Annotated in this window: 23 protein-coding genes; 8 read left to right on the top strand and 15 right to left on the bottom strand. The window is 61.2% G+C overall.

Features of this window, described 5'->3' with window-relative positions; genetic code table 11:
- Positions 1-65: 65 nt before the first annotated feature.
- Genes Q8X51_RS19905 through Q8X51_RS19895 form a run of 3 tightly spaced genes read left to right on the top strand, consistent with a single transcriptional unit; the run spans position 66 to position 1,806 of the window.
- Positions 66-626, top strand: coding sequence for a sugar ABC transporter (locus Q8X51_RS19905; protein WP_074845708.1), 561 nt, complete (start codon positions 66-68; stop codon positions 624-626).
- Positions 619-945: a hypothetical protein gene (locus Q8X51_RS19900; RefSeq protein ID WP_065926074.1), complete on the top strand. Its 327-nt coding sequence runs from the start codon at positions 619-621 to the stop codon at positions 943-945. Before Q8X51_RS19905 ends, Q8X51_RS19900 begins: the two co-directional genes overlap by 8 nt.
- A 21-nt stretch (positions 946-966) precedes the next feature.
- Complete coding sequence (locus Q8X51_RS19895; RefSeq protein ID WP_065926075.1) at positions 967-1,806, top strand: MBL fold metallo-hydrolase; 840 nt, start codon at positions 967-969, stop codon at positions 1,804-1,806.
- A gap of 131 nt (positions 1,807-1,937) precedes the next feature.
- Here the strand turns inward: Q8X51_RS19895 and Q8X51_RS19890 are convergent, their stop codons facing one another.
- The 11 genes from Q8X51_RS19890 to urtA all read right to left on the bottom strand — a co-directional run bounded on the left by Q8X51_RS19890 (position 1,938) and on the right by urtA (position 11,905).
- Complete coding sequence (locus Q8X51_RS19890; protein ID WP_407694621.1) at positions 1,938-2,816, bottom strand: urease accessory protein UreD; 879 nt, start codon at positions 2,814-2,816, stop codon at positions 1,938-1,940.
- A complete protein-coding gene (gene ureG / locus Q8X51_RS19885) occupies positions 2,813-3,466 on the bottom strand; it encodes an urease accessory protein UreG (protein WP_027603381.1) in 654 nt (217 codons plus the stop codon). The genes Q8X51_RS19890 and ureG overlap by 4 nt, the downstream gene beginning before the upstream one ends.
- Before the next feature lie 26 nt (positions 3,467-3,492).
- A complete protein-coding gene (gene ureC / locus Q8X51_RS19880; protein ID WP_065947804.1) occupies positions 3,493-5,205 on the bottom strand; it encodes an urease subunit alpha in 1,713 nt (570 codons plus the stop codon).
- Between the two features lie 3 nt (positions 5,206-5,208).
- Positions 5,209-5,904 (bottom strand): urease subunit beta, encoded by a 696-nt coding sequence (locus Q8X51_RS19875; protein ID WP_137212780.1) that lies wholly within the window; start codon positions 5,902-5,904, stop codon positions 5,209-5,211.
- A 45-nt stretch (positions 5,905-5,949) separates the two neighbouring features.
- Entirely contained in the window at positions 5,950-6,705 is a 756-nt protein-coding gene (locus Q8X51_RS19870; protein ID WP_323146692.1) for an urease accessory protein UreF, read from the bottom strand.
- Positions 6,702-7,142 (bottom strand): urease accessory protein UreE, encoded by a 441-nt coding sequence (gene ureE, locus Q8X51_RS19865; protein ID WP_065947803.1) that lies wholly within the window; start codon positions 7,140-7,142, stop codon positions 6,702-6,704. Before ureE ends, Q8X51_RS19870 begins: the two co-directional genes overlap by 4 nt.
- A gap of 23 nt (positions 7,143-7,165) precedes the next feature.
- The gene (gene urtE / locus Q8X51_RS19860; RefSeq protein WP_027603386.1) at positions 7,166-7,855 is read right to left on the bottom strand and encodes an urea ABC transporter ATP-binding subunit UrtE; all 690 of its coding nucleotides are present in this window, start codon (positions 7,853-7,855) and stop codon (positions 7,166-7,168) included.
- Between the two features lie 2 nt (positions 7,856-7,857).
- Positions 7,858-8,595, bottom strand: coding sequence for an urea ABC transporter ATP-binding protein UrtD (gene urtD / locus Q8X51_RS19855; RefSeq protein ID WP_027603387.1), 738 nt, complete (start codon positions 8,593-8,595; stop codon positions 7,858-7,860).
- The gene (urtC, locus tag Q8X51_RS19850; protein ID WP_027603388.1) at positions 8,592-9,740 is read right to left on the bottom strand and encodes an urea ABC transporter permease subunit UrtC; all 1,149 of its coding nucleotides are present in this window, start codon (positions 9,738-9,740) and stop codon (positions 8,592-8,594) included. Before urtC ends, urtD begins: the two co-directional genes overlap by 4 nt.
- 1 nt (position 9,741) lies before the next feature.
- The gene (urtB, locus tag Q8X51_RS19845) at positions 9,742-10,644 is read right to left on the bottom strand and encodes an urea ABC transporter permease subunit UrtB (RefSeq protein WP_027603389.1); all 903 of its coding nucleotides are present in this window, start codon (positions 10,642-10,644) and stop codon (positions 9,742-9,744) included.
- A gap of 79 nt (positions 10,645-10,723) precedes the next feature.
- The gene (gene urtA / locus Q8X51_RS19840; RefSeq protein ID WP_137212777.1) at positions 10,724-11,905 is read right to left on the bottom strand and encodes an urea ABC transporter substrate-binding protein; all 1,182 of its coding nucleotides are present in this window, start codon (positions 11,903-11,905) and stop codon (positions 10,724-10,726) included.
- A 651-nt stretch (positions 11,906-12,556) separates the two neighbouring features.
- Here urtA and Q8X51_RS19835 point away from each other — a divergent pair.
- From Q8X51_RS19835 to Q8X51_RS19820, 4 genes are all read left to right on the top strand, one after another.
- Positions 12,557-13,705, top strand: a complete 1,149-nt coding sequence (locus Q8X51_RS19835; protein ID WP_407694620.1) for a transporter substrate-binding domain-containing protein — start codon at positions 12,557-12,559, stop codon at positions 13,703-13,705.
- On the top strand, positions 13,702-14,334 hold the full coding sequence (locus tag Q8X51_RS19830) for an ANTAR domain-containing response regulator (RefSeq protein ID WP_407694619.1): 633 nt from the start codon (positions 13,702-13,704) through the stop codon (positions 14,332-14,334). The genes Q8X51_RS19835 and Q8X51_RS19830 overlap by 4 nt, the downstream gene beginning before the upstream one ends.
- 213 nt (positions 14,335-14,547) lie before the next feature.
- Positions 14,548-16,083 carry an amidase gene (locus tag Q8X51_RS19825; protein WP_323146689.1) on the top strand — a complete coding sequence of 512 codons (1,536 nt, stop codon included), beginning with the start codon at positions 14,548-14,550 and terminating at the stop codon, positions 16,081-16,083.
- A 54-nt stretch (positions 16,084-16,137) separates the two neighbouring features.
- A complete protein-coding gene (locus tag Q8X51_RS19820; RefSeq protein WP_065926085.1) occupies positions 16,138-16,506 on the top strand; it encodes an NAD-dependent epimerase/dehydratase family protein in 369 nt (122 codons plus the stop codon).
- Here Q8X51_RS19820 and Q8X51_RS19815 read toward each other — a convergent pair.
- The 3 genes from Q8X51_RS19815 to Q8X51_RS19805 form a co-directional block, all read right to left on the bottom strand.
- Positions 16,406-16,867 (bottom strand): helicase, encoded by a 462-nt coding sequence (locus Q8X51_RS19815; RefSeq protein ID WP_407694618.1) that lies wholly within the window; start codon positions 16,865-16,867, stop codon positions 16,406-16,408. The two genes, Q8X51_RS19820 and Q8X51_RS19815, sit on opposite strands and share 101 nt — an antisense overlap.
- Before the next feature lie 22 nt (positions 16,868-16,889).
- Positions 16,890-17,735, bottom strand: coding sequence for an alpha/beta fold hydrolase (locus Q8X51_RS19810; RefSeq protein WP_407694617.1), 846 nt, complete (start codon positions 17,733-17,735; stop codon positions 16,890-16,892).
- A gap of 561 nt (positions 17,736-18,296) precedes the next feature.
- Positions 18,297-19,397: an alkene reductase gene (locus tag Q8X51_RS19805; protein WP_407694616.1), complete on the bottom strand. Its 1,101-nt coding sequence runs from the start codon at positions 19,395-19,397 to the stop codon at positions 18,297-18,299.
- 148 nt (positions 19,398-19,545) lie between these two features.
- Here Q8X51_RS19805 and Q8X51_RS19800 point away from each other — a divergent pair, with 148 nt between their 5' ends.
- Positions 19,546-20,133, top strand: a complete 588-nt coding sequence (locus tag Q8X51_RS19800; RefSeq protein WP_065926140.1) for a TetR/AcrR family transcriptional regulator — start codon at positions 19,546-19,548, stop codon at positions 20,131-20,133.
- A gap of 48 nt (positions 20,134-20,181) precedes the next feature.
- Here Q8X51_RS19800 and Q8X51_RS19795 read toward each other — a convergent pair whose 3' ends face one another.
- Positions 20,182-20,913, bottom strand: a complete 732-nt coding sequence (locus Q8X51_RS19795) for an SDR family NAD(P)-dependent oxidoreductase (RefSeq protein ID WP_330215219.1) — start codon at positions 20,911-20,913, stop codon at positions 20,182-20,184.
- Positions 20,914-20,930 lie beyond the last annotated feature (17 nt).

Here is a 20,930-nt window from a genome sequence, read left to right as displayed (position 1 = left end):
GCCATACCGTGATGGAACATCAACAAGGAGGGCCGGACACACGATGTTCGGCCGCGACGTTATCCATGATCTATACCGTCGAGTGCAGCTTTACCGACCCCGCCAGCGAAGCCGAGTGGAATGATTTCTATAGCCTGGAAAAACTACCCGCGCTTATTTCCGTGAGCGGGTTCCATACCTCGCAGCGCTTCAAGGCGTTGAGCACGGGTTGTCCTGTCTACCTTGCCATGCATTCGATCGACGGCCTGGCCGTGCTTGAGGGCGATGAGTATCGCCAGAAGGGCGGCGGCAATTTTGCACGCTGGCAGCAGCACATCACCGATTGGCACCGCAATCTGTATGGCGCCCTTGAACGTGCGCCTGCCGTCGGTGAAGGCGAGCATCTGATCGTAAGCGCAGTCGGTCCCGAGCCGCTCATCGAGAGGGGGCTGGCGCCTGATCGGATGCGCGCCGTCGCATTGGAGAAGTGCCCTGAAATCAGATGGCTGGCGAAGCTGGATAGCTCCATCCGTCTCGATGTGGATACCCTTCCGAACCACGTACACCTCTATGCTCCGATGACCGCGCAGTTGACGAGTGGCAGTGGCGCACTGCCCCACACGCCGGGGCAAAACCGACATGCCTAACCTGACAATCTTCATCCAGGCGGAAAAGATGCCGCCCGAGGCGAATCTGGCGGAACTCACTGAAGAATGTACTCGGCTTTGCACGGACGTCCTCCAGGCTACGTTGGACAACGTGCATGTCATCTATGTCTCTGTTCGCCAAGGGCGCGGGCATCCTGCTTACGCGGAAATCAGGTACCGCCTCGAACCGCTCAGAACGCCATCGGTCATGGATGTCTTCATGGCGCGACTGGATGAGGCCGTAGAGCGCCATGCGGGGCTAACGGCGCGCATCCGTTGCATCGGCTATCCAGCTGCTGCCATTTACGCGCGGAACTGATGACGCGCAAGGAGTGCTGCAATGAGCGACATGAAATTTCCGGGCCAGCAGATCGGCGAGTTTTCGATTACGGCCATCAGTGACGGATACCTTTGCGCAAGTCTGGATCTCCTCTCCAATATCGATCCTGCGCAGGCGTCCAAGTTGCAGCAGGACGCAGGCGTGAGCGACCCATCCTCGATCCACATCAACTGTTACCTGGTGCGTGGAAGGGGCCGCACGATTCTCATCGATGCGGGGGCTGGTGGTTTCAAGCAGTGGGGCGGAAAGCTGAAGGCCAATCTCGCACTGGCTGGCGTGCAACCCTCTGACATTGACGCGATTCTCCTGACTCACGCACATCCCGACCATGTTGGGGGGCTGGTTGATTCTTCCGGGGCAGCTGTCTTTCCCGATGCAGAGTTGGTCGTGCACCAGCGTGAGGTTTCTTTCTGGGAGGACGATGGCAATCTCAGCCGAGCGAGTGAGCGTGCTCGTGGCAACTTTCTGTTTGCTCGGAAGGTGTTCGATCAGTATCGGGAGAAAATGCGCACATTTACTGATAACGAAGTCCTCCCTGGCATCAGTGCGACGCCCCTTCTGGGGCATACGGCGGGGCATTCCGGTTATCGCCTCGAATCCGATCAGAGGAGTCTGTTGATCTGGGGGGATATCGTTCATTTCCCTCAAGTCCAGATTGCGCGTCCCGACGTATCCATTGCATTTGACCAAGACCCGCTGCTTTCCGCCGCCACACGTTCAAAGTTGTTGGATGTCGTCAGCTCGGACAAGATTCTTATCGCGGGTATGCACCTTGGCGAGCTTGGATTTGCACATGTCGAGCGGATAGGCAAGACCTACAAAATTTCCTACGAAACTTAGCGGCTGTTCGAGATGCCTACGATGCATCGGCTGCGGCGAATGAGGTCATTGATCCCACGGCGCCTCCTGCCAGCGGTCGAACAGAAAATCGCTGAACGCCGTCAGCCGGCGTGGGTTGCAATCGTCACTCCTCATTTGCGGCGCATACGCGGTGCCACACCGGTCAGATGCTCACGTACACACGCCCAGGCTATGTGAAGGCTGTTGCGCAGTGACACGGCATCAAGGGTCATGATGCGTAATGAAACCCCGCAATCGTTGGGCAATGCGCTGACACCCAGATAGCTGTCGGGGTGAGTGGGCAGGGCATTGCGCAATGCGGTTTTCAGCGCTTCGACAGGCAAGCCCTGACCCACGAGCATGAATGTCGCCAGGGTCTGGAAGGCACCACTGACGCCCGGTAATTGCCGCAGCAGGTCTTGCCCGTTCAGCGCCAGGCGATCGCCGGCCAGCAAGCGGCCTGCCGGGCAGCGCACTTCCAGGTCGGCGCGGTAGACATCGAAGAGGCCGGCACTGTCCTGGGGGGTGTGCAGGCAAAACGCGTCGCACAGCATCACCCTGGCGCCCGGGTGCAGATTCACCCTTACCTGGCTGTGCAGTTTTGCCTGGGGAAACAGGATCGTCGCCATAGGCAGGTACTCCAGTAGCGCTCCGTGTTCGGCGGTGAGGCTGACGGTCTGCCGTGCCGATTGCTCGAGCATACTGTGGGCTACCGTCGCCGCGCCAGTGCTGACATGCACTTGAGTGTCCGGCCCGGCATGCAGGTGCATCCGCAAATCCTGGCCTGCGAAAATCCCGCCCGAGCAAGACTGCACATACACGGCGGCCATGCCTTTCGGGTCGTCGGACAGCTTCAGGGTGCGGCCCAGATGAAAGGGATAGCCCACGCGCTGTTCGCTGATATAACTGGCGCCGGACGGCGCTTTGCTGAAGGCAATCCGGGCCTGCACCTGCGAGGATGCCTTGGGCGGTGCAATCAACGGGTGAAACAGTTCCTGCGGCGCGTTCATGGTCGGTCAAACAACACGGCGCGGCTGATGGCGTCGACGACCGCGTCGACCCCGTCACCCGTCGCGCAGTTGGTGAACAGCACGGGCCGGCCGTTGCGGGCTTCGGCTGACTCGCGACGCATGCGTGGCAGATCCACGCCCACATAGGGCGCCAGATCATATTTGTTGACCACCAGTAGATCACAGCTCAACACGCCGGGCCCTCGTTTGCGCGGGATGTCATCGCCGCCGGCGACATCAATGACAAAGATCCAGTAATCCACCAGATCCAACGAGAAGGTCGAGGCCAGGTTATCGCCGCCGGACTCAATCAGGATCAGGTCCAGGTTCTCGAATCGCGCTTCCAGCTCGTCGGCCATTTGCAGGTTCAGCGTCGGGTCTTCGCGGATCGCCGTGTGCGGGCAGGCGCCGGTTTCCACCGCGAGCACCCGTTGTGGGTCGATCAGGCCGCTGCGCTGCACGCGTTCGGCGTCCTCGCGGGTCGCCAGGTCGTTGGTGATGATGGCCAGCTCGGTGCCGCGCGCGATGAAGCGCGGAATCAGTTGCTCCAGCAGGCGAGTCTTGCCCGAGCCGACCGGGCCGCCGATCCCGACGCGCGCGGCGCCGGGGTGGGGTTGCGGCTGCGGTGCGGCGTTGAATGCAGTGCTCATTAGCAGGTTCCTTTTATTGGCTGTTATCAGCGCAGCATGTAGCGCTGGGCCAGGGGCACTTCGCTGACCGGCTCGCAGGTCAGGCGCTCACCGTCGGCGTACACATCGAAGGTCTGGGGGTCGACGCGAATGTCCGGGCAGGCGTCGTTGTGCAACATGTCGGACTTGCGCAGCGTGCGGGTGCCGAAGGCCGGCAACAGGGCTTTTTTCAGGCCCAGTTTCTCAGCGGTATCGGCCTCCACCGCAAGGCGATTGACGAAATTCACCGACAGTGCCTGTTTGGCCTCACCAAAGGCCCCCCATTGCGGGCGCATGATCAGCGGCTCGCAGGTGTACAGCGAGGCTGCCGAGTCGCCCATCACGCCGTGCACGATAAACCCGCCCTTGACCACCAGCTCCGGCTTGACGCCAAAAAAGGCCGGCCGCCACAGCACCAGGTCAGCGAGCTTGCCCGGCTCCAGCGAGCCGATGTAACTGTCGATGCCGAACACCCGCGCAGCGTTGATCGTATACTTGGCGATGTAACGCTTGATGCGTTCGTTGTCGCCCAATCCGGTTTTTTCTTCCGGTAGACGGCCGCGTTGGTCTTTCATCTTCGAGGCCAGCTGCCAGGTGCGGCAGATCACCTCGTTGATGCGCCCCATGCCCTGGCTGTCGGAACCCAGGATCGAAATCGCCCCGGTGTCGTGCAGGATGTCTTCGGCGGCGATGGTCTGCGGACGCACTCTGGATTCGGCGAACGCCACGTCTTCCGGCACGTCCGGATTGAGGTGATGGCAGACCATGATCATGTCCAGGTGCTCGTCGAAGGTGTTGACGGTGTACGGGTTGGTCGGGTTGGTCGAGGAGGGGATGCAATTGGATTTTCCCGCCACGCTGATGATGTCCGGGGCGTGGCCGCCGCCTGCGCCTTCGGTGTGGTACATGTGGATTGTGCGGTCGCCGATGGCGGCCAGGGTGTCTTCGAGAAAACCCGATTCATTCAGGGTGTCGGTGTGCAACTGCACCTGGAAGTCGTATTCATCGGCGACCTTGAGGCAGGTATCGATCACGGCGGGCATCGCGCCCCAGTCCTCGTGGATCTTCAATCCCAGGCAGCCACCGCGCAGTTGGCCGAGCAGCGATTCCGGCTTGCTGGAATTGCCCCTGCCGAGAAAGCCGAAATTGATTGGCCAGGCTTCAGAGGCCTGCAGCATCTTGCCGACGTTCCATTCGCCGCCGCAGTCGATCCCCACGGTAATCGGCCCGAGCGAGCCGCCGATCAGCGTCGTCAGGCCCGCCGCCAGCGCGTGATCGCACAGTTGCGCCGAGTCGAAATGCACGTGCACATCGATCCCGCCCGGCGTGACGATCAGGCCTTCTGCGTCGCGCACGGTGGTTGCGACGCCACAGATCAATTGCGGATGGACACCGTCCATGACCTGCGGATTGCCGGCCTTGCCGATGGCCACGATCTTGCCGTCCTTGATGCCGATGTCGCCTTTGACGATGCCGATCACCGGGTCGATGATCAGCGCGTTGCAGATCAGCATGTCCAGCGCGCCGTCTGCGCTGTCATGCCCCGGCATCAGGCCCATGCCGTCGCGCAGGGTCTTGCCGCCGCCGTGCAGGCATTCATCGCCGGGCACCGCGTAGTCGAATTCCACCTCGGCCAGCAGCGACGTATCCCCCAGGCGCACCGCGTCGCCGGTGGTGGGGCCGTACATCGCGGCGTATTCCTTGCGCGTCATTGTTGCCATGGGTCACGCCCCCTTGAACTGTTGTGCGCGGGCTCGATCAAGCGCGATGGCTTTGCAGGCCGGATCGTGCAGGTTGCCATTGGTCAAACCGCTGAAACCGTGGATGTCCCCCGTGCCGCCGAATTGCACCAGCTGCACTTCGCGCAACTCCCCCGGCTCAAAACGTACGGCGGTGCCCGCGGGAATGTCCAGGTGCATGCCGAAGGCGGCGGCGCGCGGGAAATCCAGCGCCTTGTTGACTTCGAAAAAGTGGTAGTGACTGCCGATTTGCACCGGCCGGTCGCCGGTATTGATGGCCCGTACGGTGGTCGTGGGGCGACCGCTGTTGAGTTGTATATCGCCCTCGGGCGAGATGATTTCGCCAGGCGTCGGCATGACGGCCAACGGCAACTGCCCGGGTCGAATCGGCTGATGCACGGTGACCAGTTTGGTGCCATCGGGGAACGTACCTTCCACCTGCAGCACCGGCAGCAGATCGGCCACGCCGGGCATGACGTCGTCAGTGTTGAGGAGTGTCGAGCCGAAACCGATCAGCTCGGCCACGCTGCGACCCTCACGGGCGCCTTCCAGTATCTCATCGGCAATCAGCGCCGAGGCTTCCGGAAAGTTCAGGCGCAGCCCTTTGGTGCGGCGTTTGCGCGCAAGTTCGGCGGCGGTGTATAGCGTCAGCCGCTCAAGTTCGGTGGGCGTCAGCAGCATGTTCAAGCTCCTGTGTCGGCAGCAGGCGTTTTCGTGCCCGCCACCTCAATTGGCGAAAAGACGGAGGTCCTGGGTTTCGTGCCGCATCACGGCGATCTCGGCCATGGGTGTGAAGCCGCTGGCGTCGTCGAGGGTGAGTGGCGCCTGAGCCAGCAGTTGCAGCAGCAAGGGCTGGATGTCGGTGAGCACCCGCTGCGCATCCACATGCCCCATTACGCCCAGGCGCACAGCGGCACTGACCAATCCGGTGCACAGCCCATGGGCGGCGGCGAGTTGGCAGTGCTCGAGTTGCATGCCGAGTTGTTGCCACAGCAGCCCTTGCAACACCGGCAAATGCCCCGGCGTTGCCCGGGCGAGCACGTGTTGCTGGTAAGCGGCAGCGCCGGGGGTACCGAGCGCGACATGCACGCCCAGCAACGATTGGCCGACGCGACGTGAGCCTTGGCGCAGTTCCTCGGCCAGGGTCAGGGCCTCGATGTGACTGTCCAGGTCCATCAGGGTGGCGAGGTCAGCCGCTGCATGCCAGGCGGCGCATAAAAACACCCGGTCAAAACTGTTCCAGCGATGGCGCAATTGACCTTCGACGAAGGCCCGCACCTGAACGCTGCGATCATTCTGCAGGCCGCGCTGACGGCGCCTGACAGGGACGGGGTCGGTCATCGCGGCGTTCTGCCCCAGGCGCGCATCGGCCACCAGCGTTTCCAGGCCCCATGACCAGGCAACCGCACCACCAGGGAAAAAACTGTCGGCCTGTTGCAGTGCCAACAGGCTGCTGCGCAACTCGGCCGGTGCGGCGTTCATAGGCGCAGCACCCGGCCGTCCGCGAGCAGCGGCGCCAGACGCTCGAGGTAGTCGGCCTCCGGGCCATTCAGCGGGATCCGTAACGCAGTGCCTGCAAAGCGCACGGCCCAGTGCATGTTGCCGGCGAAATACCCCAGCTCCAGCGCGGCGGCAGCGTCCCGCGGTTGCAGGTCGAGAAAGTGCACGTCCTGCATGTGCACGACGATGGCGCGCTGACCGTCGAGCATCAGCACCGAGCCGTTACGCAGCTGCTGATGGCGCTCCAGCCGAATCGCACAGTCGGTGCCGCGATCACTGGCCAGGCGCAGGCGATGACGCTGAATGTCGCTGGCCGACAGGCTGAGGGTTTCGACCAGGCCTGCGTGGCTGAGGTCATGCAAGCGGTCGGCGAGGGCAGGGTCGCTGGCCTGGCCCAGAATGCGGTCGAGGATCAACATGGTGTGTGCTCCCAGGTCCGGTTTCAGATGGTCAGGTAGCGCAGGATGCGCTCGCGGTCGACGGTTTCCCGGACCTCGCTGTGCACGAACTCGCCTTTCTCGATGATCAGGTAACGGTCGGCCACCGCCATCGCAAACGACAGCACCTGTTCGGAGACGATCAGCGAAAATCCCCGTTCTTTTTTCAGCAGGTTCAGGGCCCGGGCGATGTCCTTGATGATCGACGGCTGAATGCCCTCGGTCGGCTCATCCAGGATCAACACTTTGGGGTTGGAGACCAGCGCGCGGGCAATCGCCAGCTGTTGTTGCTGGCCGCCGGAGAGGTTGCCGCCCTTGCGTCGACGCATCTCGAACAGCACCGGGAAGTACTCGTAGATGTAGTCGGGAATCGGTGCGGCAGGGGCGCCCTGCATGCCCGTCAGGATATTTTCCTCCACCGTCAGGTACGGAAAAATCATCCGCCCCTGCGGCACGAAGCCCACCCCGGCGGCGACCCGCTCATAGCTCTTGCTGGCGGTGAGTTCCCGGCCCGCCAGCGTGATGCTGCCGCTGCGCGCCGGCAGCATGCCCACCAGGCTTCTGAGCAGGGTGGTCTTGCCCATGCCGTTGCGACCCATGATCGCCAGGGACTCGGCCGGTGCGAGGGTCAGGTCGAGATTGCGCAGCACATGGCTGTCGCCGTAATACACGTTCAGGTTATTGACGGTCAGCATGCTCAGTGCCCCAGGTAGACGTCGATGACGCGAGGATCGTTTTGCACCTGATCCATCGAGCCGTAGGCCAGGGTTTTGCCCTGGTGCAGGACGGTGACTTTGTCAGCCACTGACTTCACGAACTCCATGTCGTGCTCGATGATCACCATGGCGCGGCCCTTGGCGATGCGCTTGAGCAGGCCTGCGGTCTTTTCCCGCTCGCCTGCACTCATGCCGGCCACCGGCTCGTCCAGCAGTAACAGTTCCGGGCGCTGCATCAGCAGCATGCCGATCTCCAGCCACTGCTTTTGCCCGTGGGACAACAGCCCGGCTTTGCGCCCCAGCTGGTCCTGCAGGAAAATCATCTCGGCGGTCTGCTCGATCTCTGCTTGCAGGGCCGGGTCCTTGCGGGCGAACAGGCAGTTGAAAATGCCGCGTTTGCCGGGCGATGAGATGTCGAGGTTCTCGCGCACGGTGAGGTCTTCATACACCGAAGGGTTCTGGAACTTGCGCCCAACGCCCGCGCGGGTGATCTGGTATTCGATCATGTTGGCCAGTTGCAGGTCCTTGAAACGAATGCTGCCGGCACTCGGGCGGGTTTTGCCGCAGATCATGTCAAGCAGGGTGGTCTTGCCCGCGCCGTTAGGCCCGATCACCACGTGCACCTGATTTTCTTCGACATAGAAATTAAGGCTGTCCACTGCCTTGAAACCGTCGAACGACACCGTGAGGTCTTCGACACTCAGCAACAGGCCACTCATGACTGCACCTCCTGTTTGTTGTGGCCAAGGCGTTGCAGCAAACCGGCCAGCCCGGTCGGCAAGAACAGCACCACGCCCATGAACAGGAAACCGATGAAGTACTGCCAGAAGTTGACGAAGTTTTCCGACAGGTAGGTTTTGGCCACGCCGATCAACAGCGTGCCGTACACCGCACCGACCAGCGACAGACGCCCGCCAAGGGCTGCGTAAATCACGATTTCGGTCGAAGGAATGATGCCCACCAGCGACGGCGACGCGAGGCCGACCTGCAGGGTGAACATCACCCCGCCGAGCGCCGAGATCAGTGCTGCGACGGCAAAGATGAACGCTTTGAACAGCGCCGTGTTGTAGCCGGAAAACCGTACGCGGTCCTCACGGTCACGGATCGCCACCACCACTTTGCCCAGCCGGCTGCGCAGGATGAACCCGCACAACGCCACGCAGCCCAGCAGTAACAGGGTGGTGATCAGGTACAGAATCCAGGGCGTTTGAGGCGTTTGCAGGCTCAGGCCAAAGGCGGTCTTGAAGTCGGTCAGGCCGTTGACGCCGCCGGTGTAGCCTTGCTGGCCGATGATCATGATCGACATGATCGCCGCCAACGACAGGGTGATGATCGAGAAGTACACGCCGCCCACGCGCTTCTTGAAATACGCGTAGCTGAACACAAACGCGAGCAATGCCGGGAGGACGAGGATCGCCGCAAAGGTGAATGTCGCCGACTCGAAAGGCTTCCACCACCAGGGCAGCGCGTCGACGCTGTTCCAGATCATGAAGTCCGGCAACGCCGAGCCGTAGAAGGCGGCGAGCGCGCTCGCCGCTTCGTCGTTGGCGGTGGCTTCAAGTTTCAGGTACATCGCCATCATGTAGCTGCCAAGGCCAAAGAAGATGCCCTGGCCCAGGCTGAGTATCCCGCCGTAGCCCCAGATCATCACCATGCCCACGGCGCAGAACGCCAGGCTCAGGTATTTGCCGGCCAGGCCCAGGCGAAAGTCGCCCAGGCTCAGGGGCAATATCACCAGCAACAGCAGCGACAGCCAGACCAGGCTGTGGCGCTCGAGCAACGGCAGCAACCCGGTGCGCAGCCGGCGCGTGGTCGGCGTCGAGGTGCTGGGGCGGGTGAGGGGCGTCTCAGTCATATCGTTCATCTCAGCGTCTCACTTTCGCGGCGAACAAGCCGTTGGGGCGGAAGAACAGCAGCACGATCACCACCAGCAGCGTGATGGCTTTGGCCATGGACCCGGTGGTGAGGTATTCCAGCGAAATCTGCGTCTGGCCGATGGCGAAGGCCGACAGGAAGGTGCCCAGCAAACTCTCCACCCCGCCAAACACCACGACGATGAAGGTGTCGACCAGGTACTGCTGGCCGCTGACCGGGCCGGTCGAGGCCAGCATGGTGAACGAGCTGCCGGCGATCCCTGCCAGCCCGCAGCCCAGGGCAAACGTGACCGCATCGACACGGGCGGTGTTAATGCCGGCTGCCCCCGCCATGGCGCGGTTCTGGGTCACCGCGCGAATGCGCAGCCCCCAGCGGCTGCGGTACAAAAACAGAAACACGGCGCCGGCGATCACCAGTGTCAGGCCGATGATGAAAATCCGATTGAGCGGCAGTTCCAGGCCTTCGCTGATCTTCCACGCGCCTTGCAGCCATTGCACCGTGGGCACGCTGACTTCCTTGGGCCCGAAGACCTGGCGGAACACCTGCTGCAGCACCAGCGACAGGCCCCAGGTCGCCAGAAGCGTGTCGAGCGGGCGGTTGTACATGAAGCGAATAAAGCAGCGTTCGAGCAGGAAACCGAACGCGAAGGTCACGACGAAGGCCACGCCGATGCCGATCACGAAATACCAGCCCATGTAGTCGGGAAAGTAGCGCGCAAACACCACGGACGTGACGTAGGTCATGTACGACCCCATCGCCATCAACTCGCCGTGGGCCATGTTGATTACGCCCATCAGGCCGAACACGATGGTCAGCCCCAGGGCCATCAGCACCAACACCGAGAACAGCGAAAACCCGCTGAAGACCTGCATCACCAAAATATCGAAAGTCATTGCGTCGCTACCTGTCGCTGCACGTTGGCGGACCGCGTGGGCGGGAGAGGGCGCGAGTCAGATCGCGCCCGACCCTGCATCACAGTTTCGGGAAAGGGTTAGGCTCGATGGGCGCGGACTCGTAGATCACGTCAACCTGGCCCTGGGCGTTGAGGGCGCCGATGCGCGCACGCTTCCACAGGTGGTGGTTGTCCTTGTGGACCTTGACCTCGCCTTCAGGCGCGTCGAGGGTCAGCTCCGAGGACGCGGCGATCACGGCCGGGACGTCGAAACTGCCGGCTTTTTCCACGGCTTTCTTCCACAGGTACACGGCGGTGTACGCGGCCGCCATCGGGTCGCCGACTACGCGTTTGTCGCCATAGCGGGCCTTGAAGGCGGCGACGAATTTCTCGTTGACCGGGTTTTTCAGGCTCTGGAAGTAGCTCATGCAGGTGAGAAAGCCGGTGAGGTTTTCGGCGCCGATGCCGGTGACTTCTTCTTCGGTGACGGCCAGCGCCATCAGCGTCTGGTTGCTGCTGTCGATGCCGGCGGCCTTGAGCTGTTTGTAGAACGCCACGTTTGAGCCACCGACGATGGTGGACAGTACGATGTCGGGCTTGGCGGCCTTGATTTTGTTGATCACCGAGGAGAACTCGATGTTGCCCAGGGGCAGGTAATCCTCACCGACGATGGATCCGCCCTGCTTGGTCACCGACGCCCGTGCCAGCTTGTTGGTGGTGCGCGGCCAGATGTAGTCCGAGCCCACGAGGTAGACGGTCTTGCCTTTGTTGGCCATCAACCAGCTGACGGCTGCCAGGGTTTGCTGCGACGCTTCGGCGCCGGTGTAGATGATGGCCGGGGATTTTTCCAGGCCTTCATAGAACGTCGGGTAATACAGCAACGCCTTGTTGCGTTCGAACACTGGCAACACCGCTTTACGCGACGCCGAGGTGAAGGCGCCGAACGTAGCGACAACGTGATCGTTTTCCAACAGCTTGCGCGCCTTCTCGGCGAAGGTCGGCCAATCGCTGGCACCGTCCTCGACGATCGGTTCGATGGTCTTGCCGAGCACGCCACCGCTGGCGTTGATTTCGTCGATGGCGAGTTTTTCCGCGTCCACCACCGAGGCCTCACTGATGGCCATGGTGCCGGTCAGCGAGTGGATGATGCCGACCTTCACGGTCTCGGCTGCCTGCACCTGGCTGACCAGGGAAAACGGCAACAGGCTGAAGGCGCCCAGCAACAGGGCATGCTTGATCAAACGGCGTTTGTCGTTGTGCATTCACTTCTCTCCAGGAATAAAAAAAGCCCGACATCCCGGCTAAATCAATAGTCGGGAAATCAGGCTTCTTGTGCCGAATCTGGCGGGACAGCTGTGTCCGATCCAGTCGTACGCGAGGTGCTTCCCTACTTGCCAAGGGGGCGTAGGGCAAACAGCTGGCGCGATGTCTCTGGAGAGTTATAGCAAGGGCAGTGCCAATTGCGACCAGGGCGTTTTCCGGGCAGTCGAAGGGGCGTGCGAGTGACGCCTGCATCTATTGTCGCGTGTCACTGGCCTGCGCTGCTTTGGCGCGGATGCACCCTGAATGCACCAATACCGTGAGCGTGTGGGCGGCATGGATGGGCTCCACGGCAAGGATTGAAACCGGCCGGCGCCGCGGGTGCAGCTCGCCCATTGCGTGTGGCCCACTATCTGCATGAGCGACAGGCAACACCCTCGCAGGGTCCCTTGTCACACGCCCATTCTCGGCAGGTGTGGAAGGCCCCTCGCATGACTGGCCCTGACAGTGTTGTCGCGCCAGCCCCAGGCACAACCCGCCTGAGAGCAGCCATTTTGTTATACGGCGTCTCGCTCAATCATTATTTGCACAGGCCTCCAGACCCCCAATCCACGAGCGGGTGTCTTTTCTCACGTTGAACAAGGTTGATAGGCATGGTTGACCAGTCGATCCGCATAGGCGGTCTGTTTTCCGATACCGGTGTCACGGCGGCTGCCGAGGGCTCGACGATGCGCGGCGCGCAGTTTGCAATTGCGCAGATCAATGCGGCAGGCGGGGTCGGTGGTCGCCCGCTGCAGTTGATCACCCGCAACCCCGATTCAACGCCTGCGCTGTACGCCATGCATATCGAATCGCTGATCCGCGAAGAACACCTGCGGTTTTTCTTTGGTTGCTACACCTCGGCTGCACGCAAGGCGGCACTGCCGATTGTCGAGCGCTACGACGCCCTGTTGCTGTACCCGGTGTATTACGAAGGTTTCGAGTATTCGCGCAACATTATCTACACCGGCGCCACACCGAATCACAATGCCTTGCCCCTGGGCAATTACATGCTCGACAACTTCGGCAATCGCGTGTTGATGATCGGTTCCGAGTACGTCTACCCGTACGAAACCAATCGCTTGATGAGCGACCTGTTGTACGAGCGTGGCGGTACCAAGCTGGGCGAGTATTACCTGCCGCTGAAAAACGCACGTCCGGAAGATTTTGCCAAACTGATGGTCAAGGCCAGGGAGCTCAAGCCCTCGTTTATTTTCTCGACGGTCGTCGGCGAAACCATGGGGCATTTGTACCAGGCCTACGCCGACGCAGGCTTTGACCCCTCGGTGATGCCGATTGCCAGCCTGACGACCAGCGAAACCGACATCCAGCAAATGGGGGTTCACCTGGGCCCTGGGCATATCTCGGCGGCTACGTATTTTCAGTCGGTGGACACGCCGACCAACCGCCAATGCATCGCCCAATACCGCGAGTTGTTTGGTCAACACCAGGTCACTGACCGTTGCTGGGAGGCGGCGTACTTTCAGGTGCACTTGCTGGCCAAGGCGATCATTCGAGCTGGCAGCACGCAAGTGGAGGATGTGCTGCAGGCCATGCGCGGGCTGGAATTCGAAGCGCCACAAGGACGCATTCGGGTCGATGCCAACAATCACCACACGTACCTGTTTTCGCGGATTGGCCGGGCCAACGTCGAGGGCCAATTCGACATCCTTTACGAAAGCCAGAGTGCACTCAAGCCTGACCCTTATGCCATTGCACCCAATTTCAATGAATGGTCCGGCTCGGTGGGGAGACGTCCATGACCTTGCGCGCCGCCAAGAAACGCCTGCGCAACGACAGCGCGACAGGCATCAAGGACCTGCGCGATGTCAGCGTATTGGTGATCCACCCGGATGACGAGGATGGACGCAACCTGATCGAGCAGTTGCAGCGCATCGGTTGTCAGGTGCGTGTGCAATGGCCGATTCCGGAGCGCTTGAGCGCCGACGCGGACGTGATCGTATTGGCGGTGTCGCCGGAAAGCCTGTCGACCAACACGCCATGGCTGCTGCACGCCAGCACGCCGCCGATCATTCCGGTGATTGCCTATGAGAACCCGATCATCGTCGAGGCATTGGTGCAACTGAACGCTTGCGCTGTCATCCCTTCGCCCGTGAAGTCGTTCGGTTTGCTGACCGCTTTGGCGATCACCCTGAGTCAGTCACGCAAGGCCCGCGAACGGGAACGGCACGTCAAGCGCCTGGAAGGGCGCATGGCGGTCATGCGCACCGTGCAGCAGGCGAAAATAATCCTTATCGAAACCAAGGGCATGTCGGAGACCGATGCCTACAACGCCTTGCGAGATCAAGCCATGGCCAAACGCGAACCGGTGGAAAAAATCGCCGAAGCGCTGGTCAAGGCCCATGAGTTGTTCCGACAAGCCTGTTCCTGAACAGCCTTTGAGCATCAAGCTTGTGAGGGCTTGATCCTCTTCTGCGTGGACGTTTGCCATACGCCTCCCTTGGCAGGTATGGATCACCGCGTGGCGACCGGCGTGGACAATGGAGTCCTCCGGAGCGAGCCGTAACCTGTGCAGTGGGCACGGGTGGCGCGCGTCAATGATCGCCCGAGATCGGGTGGTTCTTAACGTCATTTGGAGAACACCATGTCCGTAAAACGCCCCAGCAAAGCCGACTTTCTGATTGCCGCCGAAGACCACGGTTATCACCTGACAGATAGCCAGATGGAGGCCTTCCTCAACCTGGCCGATGAAACGTTGAATTCCTACGAAGCCATCGATGCGCTCTACGCTGCCAACGTCGCGCAGCAACCGCCTGAACGCGAATACAACAAAGCCGCCGAGGCAGACAACCTGCACGGCGCCTGGTACGTGAAAACCCGAATCGTCGGCGCGGCGCAAGGCCCGTTGGCCGGCAAGACGGTGGTCATCAAGGACAATGTGTCGGTGGCTGGCGTGCCCATGGCTAACGGCTCATTGAGCCTGGACGGTTATATCCCGTCCGAAGACGCCACTGTGGTCAAACGCTTGCTGGCGGCCGGGGCCACGGTGGTGGGCAAGTCGGTGTGTGAAGACTTGTGTTTTTCCGGGGCAAGTTTTACCTCCGCCAGCGGCCCGGTTAAAAACCCCTGGGACCTGACGCGCAACGCAGGCGGTTCGTCCAGCGGCAGTGCGGTGCTGGTGGCGCTTGGCCAAGTCGACATGGCCATCGGCGGCGATCAGGGCGGTTCGATCCGGATGCCGTCGGCCTGGAGCGGCATCGTCGGGCACAAGCCGACTTACGGCCTGGTGCCTTACACCGGCGCTTTTCCGATTGAGCGGACCATCGACCATGTGGGCCCGATGGCCAATAACGTACGCGATGTGGCAGCGATGCTCGATGTCATTGCGGGGGCCGATGGGCTTGATTCCCGGCAGAAAAATCCGCCAGCGGTCAACTGCCTCGCGACGCTGGAGCAGGGCGTGGCCGGCTTGAAAATCGGCTTGCTGCGAGAAGGTTTTGCGATCCCGGGAATGTCCGAGCCGCAGGTGGATGCCCTGGTCAAGGCGGCGGTTGCCCAGCTTGAAAGCCTGGGCGCCAGCGTCGGCGAAGCAAGCGCGCCGTGGCACACGGGCGTGGCGTTGGATCTGTGGAACGTGATTGCCACTGACGGCGCGGCGTATCAGATGTTGCAGGGCAATGGTTACGGCATGAACGTCGACGGTTATTACGACCCGGACATCATGAGTTACTTCGGCGAAAAACGCCGCGAACACGCCGATGCGTTGTCCAGTAGCGTGCGAGCGGTTGCGTTGACCGGTCACTACAGCCTGAAAAACCTGCATGGCGCCTACTACGCCAAGGCGCGGATGCTGGTACCGGAGCTGACGCGCCAGTACGACGAGGCATTCAAGGATTTTGACGTGTTGGTGATGCCCACCATGCCCTTCGTAGCCACGCCGTTGACCGCCGCGGACGCACCCGTGGAGGAGTACGTGCACAGTGCACTGGACATGCTTGCCAATACCGCGCCGTTTGACCTCACGGGGCACCCCGCGACATCGATCCCGGCGGGGCTTGCGGACGGCTTGCCGGTCGCCATGATGATCGTTGCTCCGCGCTTCCAGGACGCCCTCGCACTGCGCGTTGCCCAGGCCTACGAACACGCCCGCGGCGTATTCCCTAAACCCCCGGCGCTGTAAACCGATGGCCTGCCCAGGCGCTGGCGAATACGTTCGCTGGCGACTGGGCCTGGAATGGCCAGCGCGCAACGCCTGCTGGCAGAAGGCTGGCGTGTGCAGGGGCTGAGTCGCCGCGCTGCCGGTATCGACCATCCGCGCTTTCACTGGACTGAATGCGATCTGAGTGACTTGCAGGCCTTGGATCAAGCCTTGCAGCCCATCGAAACGGTGGATGCCATCGTCCACGCGGCAGGTTTCATGCGTACCGCCCCGTTGGGGCAGTTGCAGCCGCAGGATGGCCAAGCCATGTGGCAGGTTCACGTGGCGGCGGCGAGCCATTTGGTCAACACCCTGCACGCCAGGCTGCACCCCGGCGCCCGAATCGTGATGATCGGCAGCCGCACGATGCAAGGCGTCGTGAAAAGACCTGCGCGGGGTCTTTAGCCGGCTGCAAGTATTCTGTTAATCCCTGGAACCACATCACCTCGACAAAATCACCGCTGATTTTCAGATCGCCTGTATGCAACCCCGTCAGGAATTCATCCTTGCTGTCTTTAGCCGACAGAATGGCGAAGCCTCTTTCTGTGTTTCTAAACGACAGCGTGAATGCCGGCTTTTGCGTTAAACCTGCGGCGGATTTTATCTTTCCGTTCGCAACGGTGAAGTAGCGACCCACGCCATCCTCTGTTCGAATCTGAAAGAACAACGACTTGCCTTTAACAAATTTTGCGCAGCCGGGGTTTTTCTTGATGGCCCGCTGAAACAGCTTGGTCAGCGCCCACAACAAAAATTTAAACTTCAGCATGATGTGCTGGCTCCGTAAGTTGTCATTCGCTGAGGAACGCGATGGCGTGTTTCAGAAAGCGCTCAGGGCATTGGAATTGGGCGCCGTGGCCCGCATCCGGGTACAGGAATAACTGGGCGTTCGGGATGTTCTGGGCCATGTACCAGGAGTTGACTGTTGGAATCATGACGTCATTCATGCCGTTCAGGATGAACGTTGGCTGTTTGATAGCGCGCAGATGCTTGAAGGGATCATTTGGGTCCAGCTTGGGCATAAAGTGCATGTGGGCTTCGATCTGTGCCTGCATCACCTGCACAGAGCTGGGTGGATCCTGGTCGACACGCTGATGACGGCGCTCCCAGAACGCGAGCCCTGCCTGCCGCGCCGCCTCGGAGCGACCGAAAAACAGAAACAGAAAATCGTCCACTGTGGGAATGGGCCGTGGTGCGGCCTCCAGCACGCCAGGGTCTGAGTCCGGATTACCGCCACGAGGCCCGGTACCCAGCAGCATCAGTTTGCGCACGAGGTCGGGATGGCGTCGTGTCAGGTCCTGGGCGATAAAACCGCCAAGCGAGAAACCCAGCACATCGACTGTTGATAGACCGAGTGCGCGGATCACTGCGGCAGCGTCGTCGGCCATCAGCTCAATTCGGTTACGCGGCTCTCCGGAAGAAGAGGCAATGCCGCGACCGTTGTAGAGGATGACCTCGCGCCCTGCCGCCAGCCCATCCGTCATGATGGGGTCCCAATGATCCATGCCGCCACGGAAATGCTGGAGGAGGAACAGCGGAGGCTGATCTGTCTTGTCATTGCCCCAGCGGCGATAGGCAAATGTCTCGCCATCGACGTCGATATACAGGGTAGGGGCGGTTAGATGGCTATAGCTCATTTTGAAGTCCTCCAAGGTGTTGTCATCTGATGCAGCAAACCATGGCTGTTTGGGTACAGATTGCACCCGCGCGGGTTGTCCGCACCGGGCTCGATGTCTGGTTGCACTGCGACGGGTGTTGACGGAGCAATGCGACTTCGCAGTGTTACTGCTGCAACATCAAGCTACGCCAGACGATTACAGGCTGAGCCGCGTCTTCAGGTACTTTGCTGGTCGGTGACTGCGCAGGTGTCGCTTCGTCACGTTGTGGCGCTTGATCCTGATGTGGGCCTGTGTGTCCTGTATCGGGTGGTGCGGCTGCGGTTGATTCAACGCACTCATTGATGTCGCACTTATCGTTATTCAACTTCATCTTTCCAGCCTTTTGCGCGCTCCTGCCTTACCCCTTGTGCCCCCAGTCGTGATCGTTCTGTAATCGACGCTGGCTCGTTTGGTGCCAGAACACAGGTAACGACACCAAGCGCGCCATTTATACGGAGTTACCTGGACCTTCCCGGATACAAGCTTCGGTCACGCAGTGAGAGGGATGCACAAATAAAACCTGGCCCGGTCAGGCACCGCCTAGTTGGTGGCAGCGCTTGATTCGGCCAGTGTCGGGTAGTCGATGTAGCCCGTCGCACCGCCGCCGTAGAGGGTGGTGGGGTCGAAGGCGGACAGCGGCGCACCGGCCTTGAGCCGCTCCACCAGATCCGGGTTGCCGATAAACGGGCGGCCAAAGGCGATGAGGTCAGCCTTGTCCTGCGCAAGCCGCGAGTTGGCCAGGTTTTGGTCGTAGCCATTGTTGGCGATGTAGGTGTTCTTGAAGCGCTGGCGCAAGGCGTCGAAATCAAACGGCGCCACGTCGCGTGGCCCACCGGTCGCGCCTTCGACGACGTGCAGGTAAACGATGTCGAGCGCATTGAGTTGGTCGACGATGTAATCGAACTGAGCCTGCGGCTCACTGCTCGACACACCATTGGCGGGCGAGACCGGCGACAGGCGAATGCCCGTGCGGTCCGCGCCAATCTCGGCGACCACTGCAGCGGTCACTTCCAGCAACAGGCGCGCACGATTTTCGATCGAACCGCCGTAGGCATCGGTACGCTGGTTGGCGCCGTCCTTGATGAATTGATCGAGTAAATAGCCGTTTGCACCGTGGAGTTCCACGCCGTCGAAGCCGGCCGCAATGGCGTTTGCTGCCGCTTGGCGGAAATCGTTGACGATGCCTGGCAGTTCGTCGAGTTCGAGTGCGCGTGGCTCGGACACGTCGGCAAAGCCGTTATTGACGAAGGTCTTGGTCTGGGCACGGATGGCCGACGGCGCTACTGGGGCGGCACCGCCCGGTTGCAGGTCCACATGGGAAACCCGGCCAACGTGCCACAGCTGCACAAAAATCTTGCCGCCCTTGGCATGCACCGCTTCGGTAACCCGGCGCCAGCCGTCGATCTGCGCCTGGGTGTAAAGACCGGGTGTGTCTTGGTAACCCTGGGCCTGCGCCGAAATCTGGGTGGCCTCGGTGATCAGCAGTCCGGCCGAAGCGCGCTGGCTGTAGTAAGTGGGGGCGAACTCGCTGGGCACCAGTCCAGTGCCGGCGCGATTGCGCGTCAGGGGGGCGAGCACGATGCGGTTGGCGAGGGTCAGTGAGCCAAGGGTATAGGCAGTAAACAGATTTTGATCGGTCATGTGAGGTGTCTTCTGTGGCTGTGGCGGAAGAGGGATTTGGCTTGCCTTTATGATGGTGATCATAATCAAAGCTGTCAATTATTTTGATTGCAATCAACATCTATGTACTATGGGCGTAGGTTTTTTGTGCAAGTTCGAGGTATCGCAGGTGAAAGTGACCAAAGCGCAGGCGCAGGCAAATCGCGAGCACATCGTCGAGACGGCCTCCGTGTTGTTTCGTGAGCGGGGGTTTGACGGCGTAGGTTTGGTGGATCTCATGGGGGCCGCCGGGTTCACCCACGGAGGTTTCTACAAACATTTCGGCTCAAAGGCCGATCTGATGGCCGAGGCTGCAGCCAGCAGTCTTTCCCGGTCGCTCGCCGGCACCGAGGCGCTTGATATTCAGACGTTCATCGATATCTACGTGTCGAGGGATCACCGTGACCGGCGTGGCGAGGGCTGCACCATGGCGGCCCTGTGTGGAGACGCCGCGCGTCAGTCGGATGAGCTGAAGCGTGCATTCGCCGAAGGCATAGACCGCATGCTGCAAGCGTTGGTGCAAAAGTCTCCGACCGTCGAAGACGCTGCGCCGGGCGAGACGAGAGCGAAGATGATCGACGTACTGGCTCATGCCGTTGGCGCGATGGTGTTGTCGCGAGCGTGTCCGGATGATTCGCCGCTCGCCGATGAAATACTTGAGGTTTGCCACGCCCGGATATCGGCTTCCTTGCCGGTATCGCCAGGCAGCGAGCAATAGTCCGGGAGACCTCAAGCGCGCCTGCCGATGCAGGCGCGTCTGTGTGGGTCAGATAGCGGTGGTCAGGTAGCCACCGTCGACCGGCAGAACCACGCCGGTCACAAATGACGCCGCATCCGAAGCCAGAAATGCAATCACCTTGGCGACCTCTTCGGCACTGCCGAAGCGCTTCATGGGCGTGCGAGAGAGCAAACGGTCGATCCTCGGTTGATCATCGATTTTCGCCAGCAGGGGGGTCGTGATCCACCCCGGCGCCACGGCATTGACGCGAATGTTGTCAGGGGCGTAGGCCTCCGCCAGGGATTTCGTGATCTGGACAACCGCCCCTTTGGCTGCCGAGTAAGCCACGAGTTTGCCCCCGCCGAAGTAGGAGAACATCGACGCGATGTTGATGATCGACCCACCTTGCCTGGCCAGCAGCGGATGCGCCAGGTTGATGAGGCGGTAAACGGCATTGAGTTGAACCGACAACACCTGGTTGAAGGCCTCCCACTCCATCTCCTTTTCGCCCAGGGTGCCACCCGCAGCCGGTACCAGAATATCCAGGCGGTCCAGGCTTTGGATCACGCCTTTAAGCGCACCATCGTCGGTGACGTCAACCTCGCGCAGATCGAGCTCAACCCCCTCGGCGACGATTGTCGCGTCGGCGCCCAAGCCGATCGCCACGACCCTGGCGCCATGCCGGGCCAGATACTCGGCGGTCGCTTGGCCAATCCCGGACGTGCCGCCGCTGACGAGCGCGACCTTGCCTTCAAACAGAGAGCTGCTGAACATAGTCATCGTTACCTCATGGAGTC

The organism is Pseudomonas sp. Yb2C2 (genome assembly GCF_052112325.1).
Lineage (GTDB): Bacteria > Pseudomonadota > Gammaproteobacteria > Pseudomonadales > Pseudomonadaceae > Aquipseudomonas > Aquipseudomonas marginalis.
This window is presented reverse-complemented; position numbering and strand designations above follow the sequence as displayed.